Origin of the sequence: Mycolicibacterium setense, from assembly GCF_000805385.1 — a bacterium.
In the GTDB taxonomy this organism is placed as follows: domain Bacteria; phylum Actinomycetota; class Actinomycetes; order Mycobacteriales; family Mycobacteriaceae; genus Mycobacterium; species Mycobacterium setense.
Map to the genome: position 1 here is coordinate 564,320 of NZ_JTJW01000006.1, position 26,720 is coordinate 591,039.

24 protein-coding genes are annotated in these 26,720 nt (G+C 67.9%); 20 read left to right on the forward strand and 4 right to left on the reverse strand.

Annotated features, from left to right (window positions below; translation table 11 throughout):
- Positions 1–20 precede the first annotated feature (20 nt).
- The 7 genes from QQ25_RS13360 to nicT are packed head-to-tail and all read left to right on the forward strand — an operon-like array spanning position 21 to position 6,562.
- Positions 21–1,388: a glutamine synthetase family protein gene (locus tag QQ25_RS13360; protein WP_039379065.1), complete on the forward strand. Its 1,368-nt coding sequence runs from the start codon at positions 21–23 to the stop codon at positions 1,386–1,388.
- Between the two features lies 1 nt (position 1,389).
- A complete protein-coding gene (locus tag QQ25_RS13365; protein WP_039379066.1) occupies positions 1,390–2,130 on the forward strand; it encodes a gamma-glutamyl-gamma-aminobutyrate hydrolase family protein in 741 nt (246 codons plus the stop codon).
- Positions 2,127–3,494 carry an aldehyde dehydrogenase family protein gene (locus QQ25_RS13370; RefSeq protein ID WP_039379067.1) on the forward strand — a complete coding sequence of 456 codons (1,368 nt, stop codon included), beginning with the start codon at positions 2,127–2,129 and terminating at the stop codon, positions 3,492–3,494. The genes QQ25_RS13365 and QQ25_RS13370 overlap by 4 nt, the downstream gene beginning before the upstream one ends.
- Before the next feature lie 24 nt (positions 3,495–3,518).
- On the forward strand, positions 3,519–4,292 hold the full coding sequence (locus tag QQ25_RS13375; protein WP_039379068.1) for a 3-oxoacyl-ACP reductase: 774 nt from the start codon (positions 3,519–3,521) through the stop codon (positions 4,290–4,292).
- A 17-nt stretch (positions 4,293–4,309) separates the two neighbouring features.
- Positions 4,310–5,074, forward strand: a complete 765-nt coding sequence (locus QQ25_RS13380; RefSeq protein WP_039379069.1) for a FadR/GntR family transcriptional regulator — start codon at positions 4,310–4,312, stop codon at positions 5,072–5,074.
- 9 nt (positions 5,075–5,083) lie between these two features.
- Positions 5,084–5,413: an ArsR/SmtB family transcription factor gene (locus tag QQ25_RS13385; RefSeq protein ID WP_039319072.1), complete on the forward strand. Its 330-nt coding sequence runs from the start codon at positions 5,084–5,086 to the stop codon at positions 5,411–5,413.
- A 51-nt stretch (positions 5,414–5,464) separates the two neighbouring features.
- A complete protein-coding gene (nicT, locus tag QQ25_RS13390) occupies positions 5,465–6,562 on the forward strand; it encodes a Nickel transporter NicT (RefSeq protein WP_039379070.1) in 1,098 nt (365 codons plus the stop codon).
- Positions 6,563–6,627: 65 nt separating this feature from the next.
- Here nicT and mtr read toward each other — a convergent pair whose 3' ends face one another.
- Together mtr and QQ25_RS13400 are read right to left on the reverse strand one after the other, a co-directional pair.
- Complete coding sequence (mtr, locus tag QQ25_RS13395; protein WP_039379071.1) at positions 6,628–8,016, reverse strand: mycothione reductase; 1,389 nt, start codon at positions 8,014–8,016, stop codon at positions 6,628–6,630.
- 9 nt (positions 8,017–8,025) lie between these two features.
- A complete protein-coding gene (locus QQ25_RS13400; protein WP_039319077.1) occupies positions 8,026–9,045 on the reverse strand; it encodes an alpha/beta hydrolase in 1,020 nt (339 codons plus the stop codon).
- A gap of 316 nt (positions 9,046–9,361) precedes the next feature.
- Between QQ25_RS13400 and mqo the strand changes: the two genes are divergently transcribed.
- Genes mqo through QQ25_RS13445 form a run of 9 tightly spaced genes read left to right on the forward strand, consistent with a single transcriptional unit; the run spans position 9,362 to position 20,515 of the window.
- Positions 9,362–10,801 carry a malate dehydrogenase (quinone) gene (gene mqo, locus QQ25_RS13405; RefSeq protein WP_276015872.1) on the forward strand — a complete coding sequence of 480 codons (1,440 nt, stop codon included), beginning with the start codon at positions 9,362–9,364 and terminating at the stop codon, positions 10,799–10,801.
- A 13-nt stretch (positions 10,802–10,814) separates the two neighbouring features.
- On the forward strand, positions 10,815–11,288 hold the full coding sequence (locus QQ25_RS13410; RefSeq protein WP_039379072.1) for a GNAT family N-acetyltransferase: 474 nt from the start codon (positions 10,815–10,817) through the stop codon (positions 11,286–11,288).
- Complete coding sequence (locus QQ25_RS13415; RefSeq protein WP_039379073.1) at positions 11,288–13,162, forward strand: magnesium chelatase subunit D family protein; 1,875 nt, start codon at positions 11,288–11,290, stop codon at positions 13,160–13,162. The genes QQ25_RS13410 and QQ25_RS13415 overlap by 1 nt, the downstream gene beginning before the upstream one ends.
- A 34-nt stretch (positions 13,163–13,196) precedes the next feature.
- Positions 13,197–13,811, forward strand: a complete 615-nt coding sequence (gene cobO / locus QQ25_RS13420) for a cob(I)yrinic acid a,c-diamide adenosyltransferase (RefSeq protein ID WP_039379074.1) — start codon at positions 13,197–13,199, stop codon at positions 13,809–13,811.
- Between the two features lie 27 nt (positions 13,812–13,838).
- Complete coding sequence (locus tag QQ25_RS13425; protein ID WP_039379078.1) at positions 13,839–15,212, forward strand: cobyrinic acid a,c-diamide synthase CobB; 1,374 nt, start codon at positions 13,839–13,841, stop codon at positions 15,210–15,212.
- 59 nt (positions 15,213–15,271) lie between these two features.
- The gene (gene cobA, locus QQ25_RS13430) at positions 15,272–16,492 is read left to right on the forward strand and encodes a uroporphyrinogen-III C-methyltransferase (protein ID WP_039379080.1); all 1,221 of its coding nucleotides are present in this window, start codon (positions 15,272–15,274) and stop codon (positions 16,490–16,492) included.
- 33 nt (positions 16,493–16,525) lie between these two features.
- Positions 16,526–18,046 carry an MFS transporter gene (locus QQ25_RS13435; protein WP_039319092.1) on the forward strand — a complete coding sequence of 507 codons (1,521 nt, stop codon included), beginning with the start codon at positions 16,526–16,528 and terminating at the stop codon, positions 18,044–18,046.
- Positions 18,047–18,067: 21 nt separating this feature from the next.
- A complete protein-coding gene (locus QQ25_RS13440; RefSeq protein WP_039319093.1) occupies positions 18,068–18,730 on the forward strand; it encodes a 4a-hydroxytetrahydrobiopterin dehydratase family protein in 663 nt (220 codons plus the stop codon).
- A 24-nt stretch (positions 18,731–18,754) separates the two neighbouring features.
- A complete protein-coding gene (locus tag QQ25_RS13445) occupies positions 18,755–20,515 on the forward strand; it encodes a proline--tRNA ligase (RefSeq protein ID WP_039379081.1) in 1,761 nt (586 codons plus the stop codon).
- A 72-nt stretch (positions 20,516–20,587) separates the two neighbouring features.
- On the opposite strand, the gene QQ25_RS13450 is transcribed toward QQ25_RS13445, so the two are convergent.
- Positions 20,588–21,067 (reverse strand): ferritin-like domain-containing protein, encoded by a 480-nt coding sequence (locus QQ25_RS13450; RefSeq protein ID WP_039319098.1) that lies wholly within the window; start codon positions 21,065–21,067, stop codon positions 20,588–20,590.
- Positions 21,064–21,582, reverse strand: a complete 519-nt coding sequence (locus QQ25_RS13455) for a hypothetical protein (RefSeq protein WP_039379924.1) — start codon at positions 21,580–21,582, stop codon at positions 21,064–21,066. Before QQ25_RS13455 ends, QQ25_RS13450 begins: the two co-directional genes overlap by 4 nt.
- A 208-nt stretch (positions 21,583–21,790) precedes the next feature.
- Here QQ25_RS13455 and rimP point away from each other — a divergent pair, with 208 nt between their 5' ends.
- The 4 genes from rimP to infB all read left to right on the forward strand — a co-directional run bounded on the left by rimP (position 21,791) and on the right by infB (position 26,688).
- Positions 21,791–22,336 carry a ribosome maturation factor RimP gene (gene rimP / locus QQ25_RS13460; protein WP_039320447.1) on the forward strand — a complete coding sequence of 182 codons (546 nt, stop codon included), beginning with the start codon at positions 21,791–21,793 and terminating at the stop codon, positions 22,334–22,336.
- The gene (gene nusA / locus QQ25_RS13465; RefSeq protein ID WP_039379082.1) at positions 22,333–23,361 is read left to right on the forward strand and encodes a transcription termination factor NusA; all 1,029 of its coding nucleotides are present in this window, start codon (positions 22,333–22,335) and stop codon (positions 23,359–23,361) included. Before rimP ends, nusA begins: the two co-directional genes overlap by 4 nt.
- A 177-nt stretch (positions 23,362–23,538) precedes the next feature.
- The gene (locus QQ25_RS13470) at positions 23,539–23,772 is read left to right on the forward strand and encodes a YlxR family protein (RefSeq protein ID WP_234706118.1); all 234 of its coding nucleotides are present in this window, start codon (positions 23,539–23,541) and stop codon (positions 23,770–23,772) included.
- A 102-nt stretch (positions 23,773–23,874) separates the two neighbouring features.
- Complete coding sequence (infB, locus tag QQ25_RS13475) at positions 23,875–26,688, forward strand: translation initiation factor IF-2 (RefSeq protein WP_039379084.1); 2,814 nt, start codon at positions 23,875–23,877, stop codon at positions 26,686–26,688.
- Positions 26,689–26,720 lie beyond the last annotated feature (32 nt).

Consider the following 26,720-nt stretch of genomic DNA (forward strand, 5'->3'; position numbering starts at 1 on the left):
CACGGGCAGGAGGGTGCGCAATGAGCCAGAACCCCGGCATGCTGGCAAAGGCCGACCTGGAGCAAATGGTGGCGGCCGGTGAGGTCGACACCGTGATCGTCGCCTTTTGCGATATGCAGGGCCGGCTCACGGGCAAGCGGGTTTCCGGCCGGTTGTTCGTCGAGGAGGTCGCCGCGCACGGCGCCGAGTGTTGCAACTATCTGCTCTCGGTAGATGTCGACATGAACACGGTCGGCGGCTACTCGATGTCGAGTTGGGACACCGGGTACGGCGACATGGTGATGACCGCCGACTTCACCACCTTGCGGTTGATCCCGTGGCTACCCGGCACCGCGCTGGTGATGGCGGACCTGTCGTGGCTCGACGGTCGCCCGGTCGAGCAAGCGCCGCGCAGCATCCTCAACCGCCAGATCGACCGGCTGGCCGAGCGGAAGCTGATCCCTTACGTCGGTACCGAGCTCGAATTCATGGTGTTCGACAACACGTTCCGAGAGGCCTGGGCTGCCGGTTACCGCGACCTGACCCCGGCCACCGACTACAACGTCGACTACGCCGTGATGGCATCGACCCGGATGGAGCCGCTCCTGCGCGACATCCGGCGCGGTATGGAGGGCGCCGGGCTGTACTGCGAGGGCGTCAAGGGCGAGTGCAACCTGGGCCAGCAGGAGATCGCGTTCCGCTACGACCACGCCCGCACCACGTGTGACAACCACACCATCTACAAGAACGGTGCCAAGGAGATCGCCGAGCAGCACGGCAAGAGCCTGACGTTCATGGCGAAATTCGATGAGCGCGAGGGCAACAGCTGCCACATCCACATCTCGCTGCGCGGCGAGGACGGCAGCCCGGTGTTCGCCGACCAGGACGACCCCCAGGGGATGTCGCCGATGTTTCGCAGTTTCGTCGCCGGCCAGCTGGCCACGTTGCGCGAGCTGACGCTCATGTATGCGCCGAACATCAACTCTTACAAGAGGTTTGCCGAGGGCAGCTTTGCGCCCACGGCCATCGCCTGGGGTCTGGACAACCGCACCTGCGCGCTGCGTGTGGTCGGCCACGGCTCCGGCATGCGGGTGGAATGCCGGGCGCCCGGCGGCGACGTCAACCAGTACCTTGCGGTGTCGGCGCTGATCGCGGGCGGTCTGTACGGCATCGATCACGAGCTGAAGCTGACCGATCCGTTGCCGGGCAACGCCTATGCCAGTGAGGCGCAACGGTTACCCACCACACTGGCCGAGGCGGCCGAGCTGTTCGAGAAATCCGAGGTGGCGCGTACCGCGTTCGGGAACGACGTCGTCGAGCACTACCTCAACAACGCGCGGGTTGAGCTGGCGGCCTTCAACTCTGCGGTGACCGACTGGGAAAGGGTACGTGGTTTTGAGCGGCTCTGAGATGGGTGCAAGCCCGGTCCGCCCCGTCCTCGGCATGACGACGTATCTGCAGCGGGCGCAGACCGGGGTGTGGGATGTGCAGGCGAGCTTCCTGCCCCAGATCTACTTCGAAGGTGTCACCCGCGCCGGCGGCGTTGCGGTGCTGTTGGCGCCGCAGCCGGTGAACCACGACATCGCCGACCGGGTGCTCGACAGCGTCGATGGCCTGGTGATCACCGGGGGGCCGGACGTTGACCCGGCGCGCTACGGACAGGAGCCGCATCCGGCCACCAACGAGCCGGCCACCGCGCGCGACGACTGGGAGTTCGCGCTACTGGAAGCTGCACTGCGGCGCGGCATCCCGGTGCTCGGCGTATGCCGGGGAGCCCAGGTGCTCAACACCGCACTGGGCGGCACCCTGCACCAGCATCTGCCCGACGTGATCGGGCACACCCACCATCAGAAGGGCAATGCGGTGTTCGGCACGTCGGCCGTGCACACCGTGCCCGGCACCCGGCTGGCCGGGCTGATCGGCGAGACATCCGACGCGCAGTGCTATCACCACCAGGCCATCGACAGGCTCGGTGAAGGCCTGGTGGTCAGCGCCCGTGACACGGACGGCGTGATCGAGGCTGTCGAGGTGCCCGGCGACGCCTTCGTGGTCGGCGTGCAATGGCACCCCGAGGAAACCCTTGACGACCTGCGGCTGTTCGCCGCCGTGGTCGATGCCGCCAGAAACTATGCGACAGAAAGGATCTCATGACTTCCAGCCAGGTCGTCAATCCCGCCACCGAGCAGGTGTTGACCACCGTCGAGCACCTTGACGTGGGTGCCGTCGACGATGCGGTGGCCCGTGCCGCCGTGGCGCAACGGTCGTGGGCACGGCTGGCTCCGGCCGAGCGGGCTGCGGCGCTACGCGCGTTCGCCGCCGCCGTCGACGCCCACATCGACGAGCTGGCCAACCTGGAGGTCGCCAATTCGGGGCATCCGATCGGTCAGGCTGAATGGGAGGCCGGGCATGTCCGGGATGTCCTGCAGTTCTATTCGGCCACCCCGGAACGGTTGAGCGGCAAGCAGATCCCGGTGGCCGGGGGGCTGGATGTCACGTTCAACGAGCCGCTGGGTGTCGTCGGGATCATCACGCCGTGGAACTTCCCGATGACCATCGCCGCGTGGGGCTTTGCCCCGGCGTTGGCGGCCGGGAACGCGGTCGTGCTCAAGCCCGCCGAATGGACACCGCTCACCTCCATCCGGCTCGGTGAACTCGCGGCCGAGGCCGGTCTGGACCCGGATCTGTTCCAGGTGCTGCCGGGCCGGGGTTCCGTGGTGGGTGAGCGGTTCGTCACCAATCCCGGCGTGCGCAAGGTGGTGTTCACCGGCTCCACCGAGGTGGGGATGCGCGTGATGGCCGGCGCGGCGGCTCAGGTCAAGCGTGTGACACTGGAATTGGGCGGCAAGAGCGCCAACATCGTGTTCGACGACTGTGATCTGGAGAAGGCTGCCGCCACCGCACCGTACGGGGTCTTCGACAACGCTGGGCAGGACTGTTGTGCGCGTAGTCGGATCCTGGTGCAGCGCAGTGTCTATGACCGATTCATGGAACTGCTGGAACCGGCGGTCAAGGGTGTTGCCGTGGGGGATCCGACGGCGCGTGACACCGAGATGGGGCCCTTGGTCTCACGTCCGCACTGGGAGTCCGTGTCGGCCTACGTGCCCGACGGCGCCCCCGTGGCATTCCGGGGCAGCGCCCCCGATGGCCCCGGGTTCTGGTTCCCGCCAACGGTATTGACGCCGCAGCGCAGCGACCGCACCGTGACCGAGGAGATCTTCGGCCCGGTGGTGACGGTGCTCGCCTTCGAGGACGAGGCCGACGCGATCGCGCTCGCCAATGACACCCCCTACGGGCTGTCGGGCTCGATCTGGACCGATAATCTCTCGCGCGCCCTCCGGGTGTCGCGCGCGGTGGAATCGGGCAATCTCAGCGTCAATTCGCACTCGTCGGTGCGCTACAACACACCGTTCGGCGGTTTCAAGCAGTCCGGGCTGGGACGCGAATTGGGGCCCGACGCGCCACTGTCTTTCACCGAGACCAAGAACGTCTTCATCGCCGTCCAAGACTCACAGTAGAGATTCGCAGTAGAGGAGCAACAGATGGATCTGACCCAACGCCTGGCCGGCAAGGTCGCCGTCATCACCGGCGGTGCCAGCGGTATCGGGCTGGCGACCGGCAAGCGGCTGCGGGCCGAAGGGGCCACGATCGTGGTGGGCGACATCGATCCCACCACCGGAAAGGCCGCGGCCGACGATCTCGGCGGATTGTTCGTGGAGGTCGATGTGGCCGATGAGGCCGCGGTGGACAACCTCTTCGACACCGCCGCGGCCACATTCGGCTCGGTCGACATCGCCTTCAACAATGCCGGTATCTCCCCGCCAGAGGACGACCTGATCGAGAACACCGAATTGCCGGCCTGGCAGCGGGTGCAGGACATCAATCTGAAATCGGTGTATCTGTCCTGCCGGGCGGCACTGCGTCACATGGTTCCGGCCGGTAAGGGTTCGATCATCAACACCGCGTCGTTCGTGGCGGTGATGGGTTCGGCCACCTCGCAGATCTCCTACACCGCCTCCAAGGGCGGCGTCCTGGCGATGTCGCGCGAGCTGGGCGTGCAGTACGCGCGCCAGGGCATCCGCGTCAACGCCCTGTGCCCGGGCCCGGTGAACACCCCGCTACTGCAGGAGCTGTTCGCCAAGGACCCTGAGCGCGCCGCGCGGCGGTTGGTGCACATACCGCTGGGCCGCTTCGCCGAGCCAGAAGAACTGGCCGCCGCGGTCGCGTTCCTGGCCAGTGAAGACGCGTCGTTCATCACCGGCTCGACGTTCCTGGTCGACGGTGGCATCAGCTCCGCGTACGTGACACCTCTGTGACACCCTGGTAAGTCGCCATGACAGCCGAACCGGATCCACAGCAACCGACCGCCGGGTCATCTGATTCGCGGCTGGCCGGGGAGGCGGCCACGGGTGCACTGCTGCGTCCGGTCCGGCTGGGCAACGCGTTCGAGGACACCGTCGGCCGGCTGTTGGAGACGATTCGGCTGGGAGTGCTCGGTCCGGGGGAGTCGTTGCCGCCCGAGCGTGAACTCGCCGCACGCCTCGGCGTCAGCCGCGACACCGTTCGCGAGGCGATCAAATCGCTTGCCGACGCCGGTTACCTGGTGTCCAAGCGGGGGCGGTACGGCGGCACATTCCTGGCAGCCGAGTTGCCCCGGCACACCGCCGACGGGCCGCGCCCGACGCGCGAGGAGATCGACGATGCACTGCGGTTGCGCGAGATTCTGGAGGTCGGGGCGGCGCGGATGGCGGCCGGTCGCACCTTGAGCGCGGCCGAGCGGGACGGATTGTGGTCGAGGCTGGCCGATGTCCGCGCTGCCGAACCCGACGACTACCGCCGGCTGGACTCGCGTCTGCACCTGGCCATCGCCGAGGCGGCGGGCTCCCCGTCGCTGGTGCCGCTGGTGGCCGAGAACCGGATGCGGCTCAACGCCCTGCTGGATCGGATCCCGCTGTTGTCCCGCAACATCGCCCACTCCGACGAACAGCATGAGGCGATCGTCATGGCGATCCTGGCCGGGGACAGCGAGCGGGCCGCGGCGGCCATGCTGGCCCATGTCGGGGGATCGTCGGCATTGCTGCACGGCTTCCTGGACTAGATTCGAACGGTGGACCAGCCCGGGAACGAAACCCAGGTAGCGCGTGCGTCGTCGGCTCTGGCCGATGTCGATACGCCGGCATGGGCACAGCGTTTCGACCTGCTGTCCGACCCGCATCGGTTGGAGATCCTGCTCAGCCTGCACCGGGCGCCGGATATCTGCGTGAGCGATCTGGCCGCCGCGCTCGGCCGGTCCGAGAACGCGGTCTCTCAGGCGCTTCGGGTCCTGCGCGACCAAGGATGGGTGAGTTCGGCCCGCGTCGGGCGGATGGTGAGGTATCGGCTTGACGACGACATCGTGCACGACCTGCTGCATTGGATCGGTGCCAGGCACGGCTGACTTTCATCTGTTCACATAGACAGATGACACGTTGAGCCCTACGCTCGGCCGATGACCATCGGCGCGCCGACCGAAACGATCACTGGACCCGCTCGATTGGACCGCGCCGACTGGATGTCGATCGCCACGATGGCCGGTGTCGTGCTGTTGCTGCACGTATTTGGCTGGGGCGTGTTGGTTTTCGGTGTCGCACCGCAACACATCACGCTCGGATCCGCCGGAGTGTTCGGGGTCGGTCTGGGGGTGACCGCCTATCTGCTGGGCGTGCGACATGCCTTCGACGCCGACCACATCGCCGTCATCGACAACACCACCCGAAAGCTCGTGGGGGAGGGCACCCGCTCGCTGTCGTCGGGCTTCTGGTTCTCGCTGGGGCATTCCAGCGTGGTCTTCGGGCTTGCTTTCCTGTTGGCGCTCGGGGTCAGGGCCCTTGTCGGCCCGGTGCAGGACGAGGGCTCACCGATGCTGCAGACCCTGGGACTGATCGGTTCGCTGGTGGCCGGGACGTTCCTCATCCTGATCGGGTTGACCAATCTGGTTGCCGCGGTGGGTATCGCCAAGGTGTTCCGCGCCATGCGCAGCGGTGAATTCGACGAGGCCGAGTTGGAACGTCAACTGCAGCAACGCGGATTCCTGGCCCGGCTGCTCGGCCGGGTGATGCGGCGGGTCAACAAGCCGTGGCACCTGTATCCGGTCGGCTTCCTGATGGGTCTCGGCTTCGACACCGCGTCCCAGGTGGCGCTGTTGGTTCTCGCGGCCGGAACAGCGGCGTTCACGCTGCCGTGGTACGCCATCCTGGTGCTGCCGGTCCTGTTCGCCGCCGGGATGAGCCTGTTCGACAGCCTGGACGGCATTTTCATGGCGCGCGCGTACGGCTGGGCGTTCCTGCAGCCGATCCGCAAGGTCTACTACAACCTGACCGTCACCGTGCTGTCGGTGATCGTCGCGCTCGTTGTCGGCGTCATCGTGCTGGCCGGATTGCTGGTCGAACGACTCGGTGTCACCTCCGGACCGCTCGCCCTGATCGGCGCGGCGGACCTGGAATTCGCCGGCTTCGCGATCGTCGGCATTTTCGTGGCCAGTTGGGTCGTGGCTCTGGCCATCTGGCATTTCGGCCGGATCGAGCAGCGCTGGAGCACCAGCGTCTGATCGACCTCGCCGAAATCACCGCGTGACTGCGCTTCTGCAGCAGCCATTTCGTTGATCTCGCGGTATCAGCCCTCGGTCAGACCCAGCAGGGCGTTCTCGATCACCTCGGGCAGTGCCGGGTGAATCCAGTACTGGCCCCGGGCAACCTCTTCGGCGGTCTGCCCGAAGCTCATCGCCTGGATCAGCGGCTGGATGATCGAGGAGGCCTGATAGCCCATGATGTGCGCGCCCAGGATCCTGCCGGTGTCGCGATCACCGATCAGCTTGGCGATGCCGGTGGTGTCCTCCATCGCCCAGCCGTAGGCGGTGTCGCCGTAGGCCTGAACTTTGGTGACGTAGTCGTAGCCCTCATCGCGGGCCTGGGCCTCGGACAAGCCGACCATGGCGATCTGCGGTTCGGTGAACACCGCCGACGGTACGAACCGGTGATCACTGCGCACCATCGTCTCGGTGGCGTCCCAGTCACGCAGCAGGTTCTCCTTGACCACGCGTGATTCGTGGTTGGCCACATGCTTGAGCTGATACTCCGACGACACGTCGCCGAGCGCGAAAATGCCACGCGCCGTGGTGCGTTGGTACTCATCGACGATCACCAGGCCGTCCTCGTCGACTTCCACGCCGGCCAGTTCGGCGTCGAGCAGATCGCCGTTGGGAACCCGGCCGGTGGCCACCAGCAGCATGTCGGCGGGCAGTGTCTTGCCGTCGTCGAGTTCGAGCACGATCTTGTCGCCCTCGTGGTGGGAGCCGATCACGTTCTCGTGGGTGCGAACGTCCCACTTCTCGGCGGCCAGGGCGCTGAACCGGTGGCAGATCGTCTCGTCGCAATGACTGAGCAGGCAGTCGCCACGCACCACGATGGTGACCCGCACACCCAGCGCCGAGAACACGTGGGCGAACTCGGCCGAGACGAACCCGCCGCCGACGATCACCAAGTGCTCGGGCAGCTCGGGGATGCGCATGATGTCGTCGCTGGTGTAATAAGTGACACCGCAGTCCACGATGGCCGGTGGTACGTAGGCGCGGGATCCGGCGGCGATCACCACCTGATCGCTGCTGAACTCGTCACCGGCCTCGGTGCGCAGCGTGTACCGCCCGTCGGCGGTCTTCGGGCCGAACCGGGTGTGGCTGGCGTACACCGTGATGTGCGGGTCGTTGCGGCGGTAGTCTTCGCCGCCGGCCGCGATCGGATCGATACGGCCGAACACCCGCGAGACGATCTCGGGCCAGCGCACCTTGTCGATGTGGGCATCGACGCCGTACTTGGCGCCGGCCTTGATGGTGTCAGCGACGTCGGCGGCGTAGACGAGCATCTTGGTCGGGATGCAGCCGACGTTGAGGCAGGTGCCGCCGAACGTGCCCTGCTCGCAGATCGCGACCTTCTTGCCGGCGTAGCGCTCATCGAGAATGCTGTTGCCCGAGCCCGTGCCGATGATCGTCAGGTCGTAATGTTCCATGTGCGCTCCCTATCCGGAAGATGTTGTGCTCGGTAGGTTTTGCAGGCTCAGGTAGAAATCCAGCCAGCGGTCGAGCTCGCGATAGGCCGCCGTCCGGGCGTCGGCCATGGACAGGAAGACGTCGTGTTTGGCGTCGGTTATCGGGGCGATCGTGCTGTGGTTGCCCACGCAACCGGACCACCGCGCGATCTGACGGACGTCGAGCACGGCATCGCCGCGCTGCATCGCTGCCGAATCCGTTGATTCGGTGACACTGCGGTTCGAACGCAGGATCAGGTTAGGTACCCCGACGTCCAGGCCTCGATGCAGCCGGGCCTGCCCGCGACGGATGGCGTTGATCCAGCCGAGGGTGATGGGGAAGCCGCCCAACGGTTTCCACTCGAGGTTGTAGTCGAACTCGCCGTCGTAGTCGCGGTGCAGTGTGGTGCCGTAACCACCTTCGGTGGGCTTACGGATCACCGACAGCTTGCGCAGCCGGGCCAGGGCGATCAGAGCGGCCGACGTGGGTGCGGTGCGCAGGATGGCCGGTCCGTGCAGATCGAAGAACGGGCTGTTGAGGACCAGCCCGCCGACGTGGTGGGCGGCCAGCTTGCCTCTCCGGCGCAAACGGTCGGCGAACAACGTCAGAATCAGCCCGCCCGCCGAATGCCCGTACAGGCACACCGTGGCGTTGCCGGTGTCGGCGGCGATGGTGGCCAGGGCACGCTCCAGTTCGGTGTCGTAACGGGCCAGGTCGGTGGTGAAGTGCGGGGTCTGCCCCTCTTGGCGGGAGCGTCCGCATTTGGACAGATCCAGCGCGTAGAACGCGAACCCGCGGTCGGCGAATCGATCCGCGAGCTCGGTGTGGAAGAAGTAATCCGTGTAGCCGTGCAACGCCAGCACGGCGTGGGCCTGCGGGGCCGCTTCACCGCGGCGCACCAGGGTGGCGGTCAGGTGGCCTTCGCCATCGGGATCGGGCCCCACGTCGATGGTCTGCTGCCAGAACCCCGGCAATACATCCGGCTCCCACGCGGGCTCCCGTGACGTCACGGTTCCACCCTAGCTGCGCGCCGAAAGCCAGAGCAGCAACGTATGCCCCCGACCGGCAAATATGTGGACACGGTCTCCGCTTGTCGGGTCGAGTTCGGGAGCACCGGTGGCTACTTGTCGGCTGGTGGCGGCCGATGGGTGACAGACAGCACTACCATGCCCGGCCAACTGGGATTCGTCGCGCGATAACCTTGGCATAACAGCAAGCCGTCGACGTCGACGGGCAGCGCGATACGAAGGACGAGCGATCAGGGTGTCTGAGGCAAACGTGGGTACGACCGTGAAGACAGACGTCGTGCTGGTTGGCGCCGGCATCATGAGCGCAACCCTGGGCGCCCTGATCCGCCTGTTGGAGCCAGACTGGTCCATCACCATGATCGAGCGCCTCGACGGTGCCGCCGCGGAGAGCAGTGACCCGTGGAACAACGCGGGTACCGGGCACTCGGCGCTGTGTGAGCTGAACTACACGCCCGAGCTGTCCGATGGCTCCATCGACACCACCAAGGCCATCAACGTCAACGAGCAGTTCCAGGTGTCGCGGCAGTTCTGGGCCTACGCGGCCGAGAACGGCGTGCTGCCCGACGTGCGCGGCTTCCTCAACCCGATCCCGCACGTCAGTTTCGTTCACGGCGCCGCCAACGTCGATTACCTCAAGCGCCGTCACGAGGCGCTCGTCGGCAATCCGCTGTTCGCCTCGATGGAGTTCATCGCCGACAAGGACGAGTTCGCCCGCCGTCTGCCGTTCATGGCCGCCAAGCGGGACTTCTCCGATCCGGTCGGGCTGAACTGGTCGCAGCACGGTACCGACGTCGATTTCGGCGCGCTCTCGCGCCAGCTGATCGGCTTCACCGCGCAGCGCGGTATGGACACCCTGTTCGGCCACGAGGTGCGCAACCTGCGCAAGGAGTCGGACGGCACCTGGACGCTGAAGGTGACCAACCGGCGCACGGGACTCAAGCGCAAGTTCAACGCCAAGTTCGTGTTCGTCGGTGCCGGCGGCGGTGCACTGCCGTTGCTCCAGAAGTCCGGTATCCCGGAGGCCAAGGGCTTCGGCGGATTCCCGGTGGGTGGTGCGTTCCTGCGCACCAACAACCAGGCGCTGACAGCGGGCCATCAGGCCAAGGTGTACGGGTTGCCGCCCCTGGGCGCCCCGCCGATGTCGGTGCCCCACCTGGACACCCGCGTGATCAACGGCAAATCCTGGCTGCTGTTCGGTCCGTTCGCGGGCTGGACGCCGAAGTTCCTCAAGCAGGGCAAATTCACCGACCTGCCGTTGTCGGTCAAACCCAACAACATCATGTCCATGCTCGGTGTCGGACTCACCGAGATGGGCTTGGTCAACTACCTGGTCGGCCAGCTGCTGCTCAGCGAGGCCGCGCGGGTCGACACCTTGCGCGAATTCGCGCCCAGCGCAGTCGATTCCGATTGGGAGTTGGACATTGCGGGCCAGCGGGTGCAGGTGATCCGCCGCAAGGGCGCCGGTGGTGTGCTCGAGTTCGGCACCACTGTGCTCACGGCTGCCGACGGCAGCATCGCCGGTCTGCTGGGCGCCTCACCCGGCGCGTCCACCGCGGTGCCGGCCATGCTCGACGTGCTTGAGCGCTGCTTCACCGACCGCTACCAGAGCTGGCTGCCCAAGCTCAAGGAGATGGTGCCGTCACTGGGTACCAAGTTGTCCGACGAGCCCGGCCTGTTCGACGAAGTCTGGGCGTGGGGGACCAAGGCGCTCAAGCTGGACGAACCTGTGACTGCGTGACCGGGGCGGGCGGATGACGGTCGCACTACGCCGTAGCTGGGCCAAAGACCTCGACGTGCCAACGCTTTACGAGCTGCTCAAGCTCCGTGTCGAGGTGTTCGTGGTCGAGCAGGCGACGCCTTACCCAGAGCTCGACGGCCGCGACCTGCTCGCCGAGACCCGCCACTTTTGGCTGGAAAGCCCCGATGGAGAAGTCATTTCGACTTTGCGGCTGATGGAGGAGCACCCCGGCGGCGAAAAGGCGTTCCGGATCGGCCGGGTGTGCACCAAACGCAGTGCCCGGGGGAGCGGACACACCACCCGGCTCATGCAGGCCGCGTTGGCCGAGGTCGGCGACTACCCGTGCCACATCAACGCCCAGACTTACCTGATCGATATGTACGGCCGGCACGGATTCGTCCGCGACGGCGACGAATTCCTTGACGACGGAATCCCGCATGTGGCGATGGTGCGGCCCGGAGCCGATGCGACGCGAGAGCGAGTCTGATGACGGCGGAGAGCCACGCGTACCCCTTCAGCGCGCTGGTCGGCCAGGACCGGCTGCGGCTGGCATTGCTGCTGTGCGCAGTCCACCCTGAGATCGGCGGCGTGCTGATCCGCGGCGAGAAGGGCACGGCGAAATCCACAGCGGTCCGCGGCTTGGCCGCGGTGCTGTCCGCGGTCGACGACGATGCCCGGTTGGTCGAACTGCCCATCGGCGCGACTGAGGACCGGGTGGTCGGTTCACTCGACCTGCAGAAGGTGCTGCGCGACGGCGAGCACGCCTTTTCGCCGGGCCTGCTGGCCCGCGCCCACGGTGGTGTGCTCTACGTCGACGAGGTCAACCTGCTGCACGACCATCTGGTCGACGTGCTGCTCGATGCGGCTGCCATGGGCCGGGTACATGTTGAGCGCGAAGGGATTTCGCACTCGCACGAGTCTCGGTTCGTCCTCATCGGCACCATGAACCCCGAGGAAGGCGAGTTGCGCCCGCAATTGCTCGACCGCTTCGGGCTGACGGTGGATGTGGCTGCCTCCCGCGACGTCGACGTTCGCGTCGAGGTGATTCGGGCCCGCATGGCCTACGAGGCCGACCCGCGGGCTTTCGTCGATCGTCATGCGGCTGCCGACGCCGAGCTGGCCGAGCGAATAGCCACGGCCAGGGCGGCTATCGGCTCGGTGGTACTGCCCGACACCGAACTGCGCCGCATCGCCGCCCTGTGCGCGGCATTCGACGTCGACGGGATGCGCGCCGATCTGGTGGTCGCACGCACCGCCGTCGCCCACGCGGCGTGGCGCGGCGCCACCACGGTTGCCGAAGACGACATCCGGGTGGCGGCCGAACTGGCGCTGCCGCACAGGCGCCGCCGCGATCCGTTCGACGATCCGGGACTGGACCCCGAGCGTCTTGAGGAGGCCATGCAGCAGGCGGGGGAGTCCGCGGCGCAGACGGAGCCAGAGGCGGGGCCCGAGCCCGATCCGGACTTCGATCCCGATTTCGACCCGCCCGGCGGCGGGGCCGACTCCGCTCCTGAAAATGCTGCACCGCAGGGTAATTCGAAGTCGTCTACGCGTCCGAGTGCCCCGCCGGCGGCGGTGTTCCGGACCAGGGCGCTGGTGGTCCCTGGTGTCGGGGAGGGCGCCCCGGGCCGTCGATCGCGGGCCCGCAACCGCACCGGCACGCCGATCGCGGCGACCGCCGAAACCGGTAGCGGGCACGGGCTGCACATGTTCGCCACCCTGCTCGCCACCGTCGGTCGCCAACAGGATGCGGGTCGTCCGCGGCCCCGTCCCGAGGACATTCGTCGTGCGGTACGTGAAGGCCGCGAAGGCAATCTGGTGATCTTCGTCGTCGATGCCTCCGGGTCCATGGCCGCCCGCGACCGGATGTCGGCCGTCACCGGTGCGACGCTGTCGCTGCTGCGTGACGCCTACCAGCGCCGGGACAAAGTCGCGGTGATCACGTTCCGCCGGCAGGACGCCCAGGTGCTGCTTCCGCCCACCACCTCGGTACACATCGCCGGCCGGCGGCTGGCCCGGTTCGACACCGGGGGCAAGACCCCGTTGGCCCAGGGTCTGATGGCGGCCCGCGATCTCGTCATCCGGGAGAAGGCCCGCGACCGCGCTCGGCGCAGCCTGGTGGTGGTCCTCACCGACGGGCGCGCGACCGGTGGCCCGGATCCGCTGGGCCGCACCAGGCAAGCCGCGGCCGCGTTGGTGGCCGAGGGTGCCGCCGCCGTGGTGGTCGACTGTGAAACATCGTTTGTGCGCCTGGGATTGGCCGGACAACTGGCCGAACAACTGGGGGCGCCGGCGGTACGGCTCGAGCAGTTGCGCGCGGCCGAGCTGACCCGGCTCGTCCAGCACCAGACCGCCGCTTGACCGGCCCCAGACTCCGCGCAGGAAGGACCGCACCATGCCACAGGGACAGCCGCTGACCGTCCCCGACGACGGCCTGACCACCAAGGCCCGCCGCAATGCGCCGCTGCTCGCGGTGCACACCGGTCCGGGGAAGGGAAAGTCGACCGCGGCGTTCGGGATGGCGCTGCGGGCGTGGAACCAGGGCTTCTCGGTGGCGGTGTTCCAGTTCGTGAAGAGCGCGAAGTGGAAAGTCGGGGAGGAGGCCGTGTTCGGACAACTCGGTCGGCTGCACGACGAACACGGGGCCGGCGGACCGGTGGAATGGCACAAGATGGGATCGGGCTGGTCCTGGACCCGCAAGCACGGCAGTGACATCGACCATGCGGCGGCCGCCGCAGACGGCTGGGCCGAGATCCGCCGTCGCCTGGCCGAGGAGCGCCACGGCTTCTACGTGCTCGACGAGTTCACCTACCCGCTCAAGTGGGGGTGGGTCTCGGTGGAAGAAGTCGTCGAGGTGCTCAGCACGCGGCCCGGCACGCAGCACGTGGTGATCACCGGACGCGACGCCCCGCAGGCCCTGATCGATGCCGCGGATCTGGTGACGGAGATGACCAAGATCAAGCATCCGATGGATGCCGGCCGCAAGGGCCAGAAGGGCATCGAGTGGTAGGCGGGACGTGGTGAGCGCGGTGCGCGGGTGACCACTCCGGCGGTGGTGATCGCCGCACCGGCCTCGGGCAGCGGGAAGACCACGGTGGCAACGGGTCTCATCGGTGCACTGCGCCAGGCCGGTCATGCGGTGGCCCCGTTCAAGGTCGGGCCGGACTTCATCGACCCCGGATACCACGCCCTGGCCGCTGGCCGTCCTGGCCGCAACCTGGATCCGGTTCTGGTTGGCGAGGATCTGATCGGTCCGCTGTACCGGCACGGCTGCGCGGGTGCCGACATCGCGGTCGTCGAGGGCGTCATGGGCCTGTTCGATGGCCGCATCGAGGGACAGATGACCGGTATTCCGCGCGGTTCGGCCGCCCAGGCCGCCGGTCTGCTGGGAGCTCCGGTGGTGCTGGTGGTCGACGCCCGCGGGCAGAGCCACAGCATCGCCGCGCTGCTGCACGGATTCGTCACGTTCGACCCCGCGGTGCGGATCGCCGGGGTGATCCTCAACCGGGTCGGCTCGGACCGGCACGAGGCGGTATTGCGCCAAGCCTGTGAGCACGCCGGGGTCGCGGTACTCGGCTCGATCCCGCGGGCCTATGAATTGACGGTTCCCTCAAGGCATCTCGGGCTCATCACCGCTGTCGAACACGGCCGTCAGGCGCGCGACGCGGTGGCCGCCATGACCGCGCTGGTGGCCCGTCACGTCGACCTGGACGCCGTTGTCGCCGCATCGGCCGCCCACGTGACTGCCGAGCCGTGGAGTCCGGCGGTGGAGTCGGTGACCGATGTCACGGTGGCGCTGGCCGCCGGGAAGGCGTTCAGCTTCAGCTACGCCGAACATGCCGAACTGTTGCGCGGTGCCGGGGCTCAGGTGGCCGAGTTCGACCCGCTGACCGAACCGCTGCCCGCAGGTGCCGACGCACTGGTGCTGCCGGGAGGGTTCCCCGAACAGTTCACCGCCGAACTGTCGGCCAACGATCTTGTCCGCCAGCAGATCAGGGACCTGGCCGCCCGCGGCGCCCCGGTGCATGCCGAATGTGCGGGCCTGACCTATCTGGTCGACGACCTCGACGGGGTACCGATGTGCGGTGTGCTGGCCGGCTCGGCGCGGTTCACCGAGCGCCTGACCCTGGGATACCGCGATGCCGTCGCTGTCGTCGATTCCTGTCTGCATGCCGCCGGTGACCGCGTCACAGGGCATGAATTCCACCGAACCACAGTGGAATTCGTCGACGACGTGCCACCGGCGTGGGCCTTTGCCGGTCCCGGGCAGGCGGTTCGGCGCGACGGCACGGTTCGGGGCGGCGTGCACGCCGGTTACCTGCACACCCACCCCGCGGCGCACCCCGAGGCCATCGCCCGCTTCGTGGCGTCGGCGGTGCCGACCCAGCGGGCCCGCAGTAGCAACCTCTAAGCTCGGCGGGTGATCCGCACGCGAGGAGGAATGTGGACGCCGCGCACGCGAGGAGCAATATGAACCCGGAGAATGCCTACCTCGTCGGCCTGCGGTTGTCCGGCAAGAAGGTCGTCGTTGTCGGCGGCGGGACCGTCGCGCAACGTCGGCTGCCCCTGCTGATCGCCCACGGCGCCGACGTGCACGTGATTGCCCGGGCGGCCAGCCCCGCGGTCGAAGCGCTGTCGCACGACGAACCGGGGATCACGCTGCAGCTGCGCGACTTCCGCGCCGGCGACCTCGAGGGTGCCTGGTATGTGCTCGCGGCCACCGACGACTCCGAGGTCAATGCCGCCATCGCCGCCGAAGCCGACGAACGGCGGATCTTCTGTGTCCGGGCCGACGTGGCCCGCGAGGGATCCGCAGTCACCCCGGCCACGTTCGACTCCGACGGCCTCTCGGTGGGTGTCCTCGCCGGTGGCGAGCATCGCCGCTCGGCGGCCATCCGCACCGCGATCCACGAAGCACTGCAGCGCGGCGTGCTCTCCGCCGATGCCGGTGCGGAGCCGGGAGAGGCCCCCAAGGGCGTGGCGCTTGTCGGCGGCGGTCCCGGCGACCCCGAGCTGATCACTGTGCGGGGACGGCGCCTGCTGGCGCGCGCCGACGTCGTCGTCGCCGACCGGTTGGCCCCTCAGGAGCTGTTGGCCGAACTCGGACCCCATGTCGAGGTGATCGACGCGGCCAAGATCCCCTACGGCCGGGCGATGGCGCAGGAGGCCATCAACCAGGTTCTGGTCGACCGCGCCCGCGCCGGAAAATTCGTGGTCCGCCTCAAAGGCGGCGATCCGTTCGTCTTCGCCCGCGGTTATGAAGAGGTCCTGGCGTGCACCGAGGCCGGTATCCCGGTCACCGTCGTTCCCGGTGTGACCAGCGCCATATCGGTACCGGCGCTGGCCGGGGTTCCGGTCACCCACCGGGGCATGACGCACGAGTTCGTGGTGGTCAGCGGCCATGTTGCGCCCGGCCACCCCGAATCGTTAGTGAATTGGGATGCGCTGGCGGCGATGACCGGCACGATAGTGCTGCTGATGGCGGTCGAACGCATCGAGTTGTTCACCAAGGCGCTCCTGGATGGCGGCCGACCTGCGGATACGCCAGTCCTGGTGGTGCAACACGGCACCACCGTCGCGCAGCGCACCATGCGGGCCACCCTCGCGGACGCGCCCGAGAGGATTCGTGCGGACGGCATTCGACCTCCGGCGATCATCGTGATCGGCCCCGTGGCCGCCTTCGCTGGTTAAAGGATTCTTAAGATTCCGGTAAGGTGGCGCGGTATGACGGCACTCAACGACGCCGAGCGCCAGGGCCTCGCTGCCCGCCTCCCGTCCTGGTTCCCGTCCTGGGGCTTCCTTTCCGCAGTCATCGCGATCGGCGGTATGCAACTGCTGGCCACCATGGACAGCACGGTCGCGATCGTCGCGTTGCCACAGATCCAGGACGAACTCGGCCTTTCCGACGCCGGGCGCAGCTGGGTCATCACCGCCTACGTCCTCACCTTCGGCGGCCTGATGCTCCTCGGCGGACGGCTCGGGGACACGATCGGCCGCAAACGCACCTTCATCGTCGGTGTCGGCTTGTTCATCATCGCGTCGATCCTGTGCGGCATCGCCTGGAATGAGACCACCCTGGTCATCGCCCGGCTGCTGCAGGGCGTCGGCGCCGCTATCGCGGCACCTACAGGGCTCGCGCTCGTCGCGACGACGTTCCCCAAAGGCCCGGCCCGCAACGCCGCCACCGCGGTGTTCGGCGCCATGACCGCAATCGGTTCGGTGATGGGCCTGGTGGTCGGCGGAGCTCTCACCGAGGTGTCCTGGCGGTGGGCCTTCCTGGTCAACGTGCCCATCGGGCTGGTGATGCTGTACCTGGCCCGTACCTCGCTGCAGGAAACGCACCGCGAGCGCATGAAGTTGGATGCCGCCGGCGCGCTGCTGGCCACCCTGGCCTGTACGGCTGCGGTGTTCGCCTTCACCCAGGGCCCCGAGAGCGGCTGGTTGTCCCCGATCACGCTCGGCTCCGGCGCTGCGGCAGCAGTCTTCGGCATTGCCTTCCTCATCGCCGAACGCAGCGCCGAGAACCCGGTGGTGCCGTTCGACCTGTTCCACGAGCGCAACCGCGTCGCCACGTTCGCGGCGATCTTCCTGGCCGGCGGCGTTCTATTCACCCTGACCGTGCTCATCGGCCTGTACGTGCAGGACATCCTGGGCTACAGCGCGTTGCACGCCGGCATCGGCTTCATCCCGTTCGTGATCGGTATGGGCATCGGGCTGGGGGTCTCGTCGCAAATCGTGCGGTTCTTCCAGCCGCGGCTCGTGGTCATCGCGGGCGGCATCCTGGTGCTCGGAGCGATGCTCTACGGCTCCACGCTGCACGCCGGTATTCCGTACTTCCCGAACCTGGTGGTGCCGATCACCATCGGCGGTATCGGCATCGGCATGATCGTGGTGCCGCTGACCCTGTCGGCCATAGCCGGTGTCGACATCGACCGGATCGGTCCGGCCTCGGCCATCGCGCTGATGCTGCAGAATCTCGGTGGTCCACTGGTCCTGGCGATCATCCAGGCCGTCATCACCTCGCGCACCCTCTATCTGGGCGGGATCACCGGGCCGGTCAAGGACATGAACGGGCCGCAGCTGGCAGCACTTGATGCCGGCTACACCTACGGGTTGTTGTGGGTGGCCGCGGTCGCGGTCCTCGTCGGCATCGCGGCACTGTTCATCGGTTACAGCTCTGCTCAGGTGGCCCACGCCCAGGACGTCAAGGACGCGATCGACGCCGGAGAACTCGAGGTCGACTGACGGCTTGAGAGGTCGACGCCGATGAATCGCCGGGAGATTTCCGAGGCCATTGGCCCGCTGGGCTGGCGCCTGGTGTTGGGAGCGCTCTACACCGAGGTGTTGGCGCCGTCGATGGCCGATGCCGCCGCTGCGGCCTCTCATGCTGTGCACGCGGCCGGTCCCGATGCGTCGGGCCACCTTTCGATCGACATCCGGGCCGACCGGGCCGTGCTGCGGCTGCGCACCCGCGACGCCCATGCGGTGACCGAACGGGATCTGACGCTCGCCGGCGCGGTGTCACAGGCGCTCGCGGCACACGGCTTCGAGCTGACCACCGGGCCCGGCGCGATCCAGGCATTCGAGATCGCGATCGACGCTCTCGACATCGGCGCCATCCGCCCGTTCTGGAAGGCCGTCACGGGCTATGTCGACGAGCCGGGCGACATCGACCTCAATGCGGGGCTTGTCGATCCGTTCGGTCGCGGCCCGGCCATCTGGTTCCAGCAAATGGATTCCCCACGGCCGCAGAGAAATCGGATCCACCTCGACATCGACGTCATCCACGATGCGGCGCAGGCCCGCGTCGACGCGGCATTGGCCGCCGGCGGCAGATTGGTCAGTGACCGGGTGGCGCCACGCTTCTGGGTGCTGGCCGACGCGGAGGGCAACGAGGCCTGCATCTGTACCTGGCAGGGCCGTGACTGAAGACACGCCTTAAGGTTGTCGCCTGTGATCACCCGCATGTCCGAGCTGTTCCTGCGAACTCTGCGCGACGACCCCGCTGATGCCGAAGTACCCAGCCACAAGCTGCTGATCCGGGCCGGCTATGTCCGTCCGGTCGGCCCCGGCATCTACAGCTGGCTGCCGCTGGGTCTGCGTGTGCTGCGCCGGATCGAGAAGATCGTGCGGGAAGAGATGAACGCGATCGGCGGCCAGGAGATCCTGCTGCCCGCGCTGCTGCCGCGCGGCCCGTACGAGACCACCAACCGCTGGACCGAGTACGGCGACACGCTTTTCCGGCTGCAGGACCGCCGGGGCAACGACTATCTGCTCGGGCCGACGCACGAGGAGATCTTCACGCTGACGGTCAAGGGGGAGTACTCCTCCTACAAGGACTTCCCGGTGATCCTCTACCAGGTCCAGACCAAGTACCGCGACGAGGCGCGGCCGCGCGCGGGCATCCTGCGTGGCCGGGAGTTCGTGATGAAGGACTCGTATTCGTTCGACGTGGACGAAGACGGGCTCAAGAACGCCTACCACGCCCACCGCGAGGCGTACCAGAAGATCTTCGGCCGCCTCGGTGTGCGCTACGTGATCGTGTCGGCGGTCTCCGGCGCGATGGGCGGCAGTGCCTCGGAGGAGTTCCTGGCCGAGAGCGAGGTCGGTGAGGACACCTTCGTGCGCTGCCTGGATTCCGGGTACGCCGCAAACGTCGAAGCGGTGATCACCCGGGCTCCTGCGCCGCTGCCCATCGAGGGGCAGCCCGCGGCGCAGGTGCACGACACCCCGGATACCCCGACCATCGCGACCCTGGTCGACTGGGCCAATTCGGCTGGCCTGGAGCAGTTCTCGGGCCGAGAGGTGACCGCCGCCGACACCTTGAAGAACGTCCTGCTCAAGACCCGTGAGCCCGGTGGCGAGTGGGAGCTGCTGGCCGTGGGCGTCCCCGGTGACCGTGAGGTCGACGAGAAGCGCCTCGGCGCTGCGCTGGAGCCGGCCGAGTTCGCGCTGCTCGACGACGCCGACTTCGCCAAGAACCCGTTTCTGGTCAAGGGATATGTCGGTCCGAAGGCGTTGTTGGACAACGGTGTTCGCTACCTCGTCGACCCGCGTGTGGTGGACGGCACGGCGTGGATCACCGGTGCCGACGCCTCCAACAAGCATGTGGTCGGCCTGGTCGCGGGCCGCGACTTCACCCCCGACGGCACCATCGAGGCCGCCGAGGTCCGCGACGGCGACCTGTCGCCGGATGGTGCCGGCCTGCTGACCTCGGCCCGGGGCATCGAGATCGGCCACATCTTCCAGCTGGGCCGCAAGTATGCCGATGCCTTCACCGCCGACGTGCTCGGCGAGGACGGCAAACCGGTGCGGCTCACGATGGGCTCGTACGGCATCGGGGTGTCGCGCATGGTCGCGGTGATCGCCGAGCAGCAGCACGACGAGCTGGGCCTGCGCTGGCCGAGCGCCGTCGCACCCTTTGATGTGCACGTGGTCGTGGCCAACAAGGACGATGCCGCGCGGACCGGAGCGACCGAACTCGTCGCCGCCCTCGACCGGCTGGGCCATGAGGTGCTGTTCGACGACCGCAAGGCCTCACCCGGCGTGAAGTTCAAGGACGCCGAGCTGCTGGGGATGCCGTGGATCGTGGTTGTCGGGCGCGGTTTCTCCGACGGTGTGGTCGAGCTGCGCAACCGGTTCACCGGCGAGAACCGCGAGATCGCCGTCGACGACGCGGCCGCGGAGATCTCGGCCGTACTCACCGCCGGCTGAGCGTCGTCGCTTTCCACCGCAGGGTCGCTGCGTCTCGCGCGCAGCAACCAAGGGGTGGAAATCGGCGAACGGCTATTCAGCTCCGCCGGGGAAGGCGACCGTCACCGGCCAGGCATTCACGATCGCGCGCCACTTCGCGGCGGTGACGGCTGTCTGCGAAAGCGCGGTCACCGCGAACGCGCGGTCCTCGGGGCTGGTGGCCTGTTCGAGCACGGCACGCCAGGCCACCGAGGTGTCCTCTTCCATGCGTATCGCCAGGTTGGCGGCGTCGGTCGGGTCGGACACCGGAGCGGGCAGCTGATAGCCGGCCGCGGGCAGCGGTGGGGTGACCGAGCGCGCTTCGAGCATGCTGATGGCCGATTCGCGGCGTGACCGGTGTTCGGCCATCGCCGTGGCCACCAAGGCGTTTTCCTCGACCGTCGAATGGGCCGACACCAGCCCGTAGCCGTAGATGGCCCCGTGCTCGACGGCCACGGCGTCGAACAGGGCGGCGTCGGCGGCCGTGGTCGGGCGGGTCGGCGATGTGGTCGATCGTGGTCCCGGTGAGGTCACTGTCCGCCTCCCAGTGCGACGGTGTAGGCGGCCGTGCATGCGGCCGCGATGGATCCGAGTAGGCCGGCGCGATAGCCGGAGAGCGTGCGGGCCAGACCCGAGGCGCTGTCGGCGGACTGCTTGAGCGCGTCGACCACGTCGTCGACGCCGGGTGCGGATGCATTGGTGCTCGGGGTGGGCTTGGCGGTGGTACCGGCCGCGTCGGCGGTGTCGCTCGCGGGGGCAGTACCCGTCATCCGGGTCAACTCATCGGACAGCGCCTCGGCGTGCGCGGTGCGGTCATTCGCCACCGCGGTCAATGCCCGTGTGGCCGCTGATTGCGCGGGCTGGGCGGCCGCCGCAGCTGCCGCCAGTGCGCTGTCGGCACGCGCCCGGTCCCACTGCTCGGTCAGGTCGTCCACTTCGGGCTGGGGCGTCGTCGTACCGCAGGCGGCGGCGGTGGCGCCCAACAGGGCAATCGCCGCGGCCGAGAGCAGTACGCGCCGCCGGCTGATGTCTGCATGGGCGCTCGGCACGTGAACATCCTGCCATTGCCCGAGGGCCGGTCTGACGCGGCGCTGACCGGCCGGCGAGCTCCGGGGCGACGACATTCGCCACGCACCAGCTCTCGATTGGCGGTTGCTGCGGCGGGCCTGGCGTATCGTGAATAGGCGATTCCGGGGCCGATCCAGGTGGCGGGCCCTGGCATTTGTGTCGGAGACAATTCAAGATGAGGAGCTCGCCGTGGCACCGGATCCAAAGTTGCGGTCTGCGGATTTGCCGTCGCAGTCGCAGGTGATCGAGCTACTTGACGGCGAGTTCGCGCGCGCCGGTTACGAAATCGACGATGTCGTGATCGACGCATCAGTTCGTCCGCCCCGCATCACCGTGATAGCCGACGGCGAACAGGGCCTGGATCTCGATTCCCTGGCGGCCCTGTCGCGTACGGCCTCGGAGCTGCTCGATCAGGTCGCCCACGGCGACACGCCGTATGTGCTCGACGTCACCTCCCGGGGTGTGGACCGGCCGCTGACCGAGGCCAAGCATTTTCGCCGCGCCCGTGGGCGCAAGGCCGAGCTGACGCTGACCGACGGATCGGTCTTCACCGGCAGGCTGGGCGAAACCGACGGCACGATGCTGAAAGTCGTGGTGCCAGAAGGGCGTGAGTTGACCGTCCGTGAGCTGGCACTTGCTGATATCGCCAAAGCCGTTGTGCAAGTGGAGTTTTCACCTCCAAACCGACGTGAACTGGAACTGTCGGGAGAAACCGGGAAGGGGGCCGGCGAATGAACATCGACATGGCGGCGCTGCATGCCATCGAAGCAGACAAAGGCATCACCGTCGACGTGGTCGTCGAGACCATCAAATCGGCATTGCTCACCGCGTATCGCCACACCGAAGGGCATGAGCCCGACGCGTACATCGACATCGACCGCAAGACCGGTGTGGTCAAGGTGATCGCCCGGCAGACCGATGCCGACGGCAACGTGCTGCACGAATGGGATGACACGCCTGAAGGATTCGGCCGGATCGCGGCCACCACGGCGCGCCAGGTGATCTTGCAGCGGCTGCGTGACGCGGAGAACGAGAAGACCTACGGCGAGTTCGCGGCCCATGAGGGCGACATCGTCGCCGGCGTGATCCAGCGCGATGCGCGGGCCAATGTCCGCGGACTGGTCGTCGTACGGATCGGCAGCGAGACCAAGGGCTCCGAAGGCGTGGTCCCCAGTGCCGAGCAGGTGCCGGGGGAGCGCTACGAGCACGGCGACCGGCTGCGCTGCTACGTCGTCGGCGTCACCCGGGGCGCCCGCGAGCCGTTGATCACACTGTCCCGCACCCACCCGAATCTGGTCCGCAAGCTGTTCTCACTGGAAGTACCCGAGATCGCCGACGGATCCGTGGAGATCGTGGCGGTGGCCCGCGAGGCCGGGCACCGGTCCAAGATCGCGGTGGCCTCCCGGGTCCCCGGTCTGAATGCCAAGGGCGCGTGTATCGGCCCGATGGGCCAGCGGGTGCGCAATGTGATGAGCGAACTGTCCGGCGAGAAGATCGACATCATCGACTACGACGAGGACCCGGCCCGCTTCGTCGCCAACGCCCTGTCGCCGGCCAAGGTGGTGTCGGTTTCGGTGATCGACGAGGCCGCCAGGGCCGCACGAGTGATCGTGCCGGATTTCCAGCTTTCCCTGGCGATCGGCAAAGAGGGCCAGAACGCCAGGTTGGCGGCTCGGCTCACCGGTTGGCGGATCGATATTCGCAGCGATGCGGCGCCGCACCCAGACCAGGATGTCCGGCCCGGGGCGGTACACGATTGACAGAAGTGCCCGGCGTTTCGGAGCACAGCCCCCGGGGCGGTAGACTCAGCCGTGATCCAGCGCGAGATTCCTGCTCTGACGCATCGAAGCACCTCCGACACCTCTGTCGGACCAGTGCGGACCTGCATCGGGTGCCGGAAGCGAGAGTTGGCCGCCGAGTTGCTCCGAGTGGTCGCGGTGACCGACGGGAACGGGAACACTTCCGTAACCGTTGACCCCACGGCAAGCCTGCCAGGGCGTGGTGCGTGGCTGCACCCCGACCAGCAGTGCGCACAGATGGCAGTGCGGCGACGAGCTTTCGTCCGAGCGTTGCGACTCACCGGTTCACCGGATACATCCGCGGTGATCGAGTACGTCGAACGGATCGCTGAAGATCTCGACAGCTCGATGCCCCGGCAACAGAACAGGTAGCGAAGAACATGAGCACACCGTGAAGTCCCGATGACCATGCGTCATAGCTAAACCCGAGGCGCGGCGCCTACCACCGCTGTTGCCTCCAGACGAGGAGATGTAGTGGCAGCAGGTAAGGCCCGTGTGCACGAGTTGGCGAAGGAACTCGGTGTCACCAGCAAGGAACTCTTGGCCAAGCTCAAGGAGCAGGGCGAGTTCGTAAAGTCGGGGTCCTCCACAGTCGAGGCGCCGGTCGCGCGTCGGCTGCGCGAATCGTTCGGCGCGAAAAACGGCGGTAAGAAGACCGAAGACAAGCCGCGTCCGCAGGCTGGGTCCACGTCCGCGGCACCCAAGCCCGGCGCTCCCAGCCCGGCGACGGCAGCCAAGCCGGCGGCGGCCAAGCCCGCCGCTCCGGCGGCTGAACCCGCGGCTCCGGCCGCAGAGGCCGCCCCGGCAGCGCCGCGGCCCGCAGCGCCCAAGCCCGCAGCTCCGCAGCCCCCGGCTGCGCCGAGTGAACCGGCTGCCGCCGCGCCCAGTGCCCCGGAAGCACCGGCACCGGGTGCTACGCCCGGTCCCCGGCCCAGCCCCGGTGCCACGCCCGGCCCGCGTCCCGGCCCGGCATCGGGCGCGCCGAAGCCGGCCCCGCGCGCTCCGCGGGTCGGCAACAACCCCTTCTCATCGCAGCAGCCCGTCGAGCGGCCCATCCCGCGTCCGCAGCCGCGGCCGGGTGCCCCGCGTCCCGGCGGCGGCCCGCGTCCGTCTCCGGGCAACATGCCCCCGCGTCCGGCAGGTGCCGGTGCTCCGGGTCGCGGCGGCCCACGTCCCGGACCTCGTCCGGGCGGTGGACCCCGTCCCGGCGGCGGCGGTCAGGGAGCTCGTCCCGGTGGTGGCGGCGGCGGTAACTACCGCGGCGGCGGCGCCGGTGGCGGTGCCGGTGCCGGTGCAGGCGGAGCGGCTGCCGGAGGTTTCCGGGGTCGTCCCGGTGGCGGTGGCGGCGGTCGTCCCGGTCAGCGCGGTGGCGCGGCCGGTGCGTTCGGTCGGCCCGGCGGTGCCCCCAAGCGCGGCCGCAAGTCGAAGCGGGCGAAACGCGCCGAATACGAGAACATGCAGGCACCGGTCGTCGGTGGCGTGCGGTTGCCGAAGGGCAACGGCGAGACCATCCGCCTGGCCCGCGGCGCATCGCTCTCCGACTTCGCCGAGAAGATCGACGCCAACCCGGCCGCACTGGTCCAGGCGCTGTTCAACCTCGGTGAGATGGTCACCGCGACCCAGTCGGTCGGTGACGACACCCTGGAGCTGCTCGGCAGCGAGATGAACTTCAAGGTGCAGGTCGTCTCGCCCGAGGACGAGGACCGCGAACTGCTGCAGTCCTTCGACCTCACCTACGGCGAGGACGAGGGCGGCGAGGACGACCTCGAGTTCCGGCCGCCGGTGGTCACCGTCATGGGTCACGTCGACCACGGCAAGACCCGACTGCTGGATACCATCCGTAACGCCACCGTCCGTGAGGGCGAGGCCGGCGGCATCACCCAGCACATCGGTGCCTACCAGGTCGAGGTCGATCTGGACGGCAACGTCCGGCCGATCACCTTCATCGACACCCCGGGCCACGAGGCGTTCACCGCCATGCGTGCCCGCGGTGCCAAGGCCACCGATATCGCGATCCTGGTGGTCGCGGCCGACGACGGCGTCATGCCGCAGACGGTGGAGGCCATCAACCACGCGCAGGCCGCTGACGTGCCGATCGTGGTGGCGGTCAACAAGATCGACAAGGAAGGCGCCGACCCGGCGAAGATCCGGGCTCAGCTCACCGAGTACAACCTGGTGGCCGAGGAGTACGGCGGCGAGACCATGTTCGTCGACATCTCGGCGAAGCAGGGCACCAACATCGAGGCGCTGCTGGAAGCGGTCGTCCTGACCGCCGACGCATCCCTGGACCTGCGGGCCAACCCCGACATGGAGGCCCAGGGTGTGGCGATCGAGGCGCACCTGGACCGCGGTCGCGGCCCGGTGGCCACCGTGCTCATCCAGCGCGGCACGCTGCGCGTCGGCGACTCGGTGGTGGCAGGCGATGCCTATGGTCGCGTCCGCCGCATGGTCGACGAGCACGGCGAGGACGTCGAAGAGGCGCTGCCCTCGCGTCCGGTCCAGGTCATCGGCTTCACGTCGGTGCCCGGTGCCGGTGACAACTTCCTGGTTGTCGACGAGGATCGCATCGCCCGCCAGATCGCCGACCGGCGCAGCGCGCGCAAGCGCAACGCCCTGGCCGCGCGCAGCCGCAAGCGGATCAGCCTGGAAGACCTGGATTCGGCGCTGAAGGAAACCAGCCAGCTGAACCTGATCCTCAAGGGCGACAACGCCGGTACGGTCGAAGCCCTCGAGGAAGCCTTGATGGGCATCGAGATCGACGACGAAGTGGAACTGCGGGTCATCGACCGCGGTGTCGGTGGCGTCACCGAGACCAACGTCAACCTGGCCTCGGCTTCGGACGCGATCATCATCGGGTTCAACGTCCGTGCCGAGGGCAAGGCGACCGAACTGGCCAACCGCGAGGGTGTGGAGATCCGGTACTACTCGGTGATCTACCAGGCCATCGACGAGATCGAGAAGGCCCTCAAGGGCATGCTCAAGCCGGTCTACGAGGAGAAGGAGCTCGGCCGCGCCGAGATCCGCGCAATCTTCCGGTCGTCCAAGGTCGGCAACATCGCCGGCTGCCTGGTCACCTCGGGGATCATGCGTCGTAACGCCAAGGCCCGGCTGCTGCGGGACAACCTGGTGGTCGCGCAGAACCTCACGGTGTCCTCGCTCAAGCGGGAGAAGGACGACGCCACCGAGGTCCGCGAAGGTTACGAGTGCGGTCTGACTCTGACCTACAACGACATCAAGGAAGGCGACGTCATCGAGACGTACGAACTCGTCGAGAAGGTGCGGACCTAAGGCATGGCTGACGAGCGCTTGCGCGAGGAGCA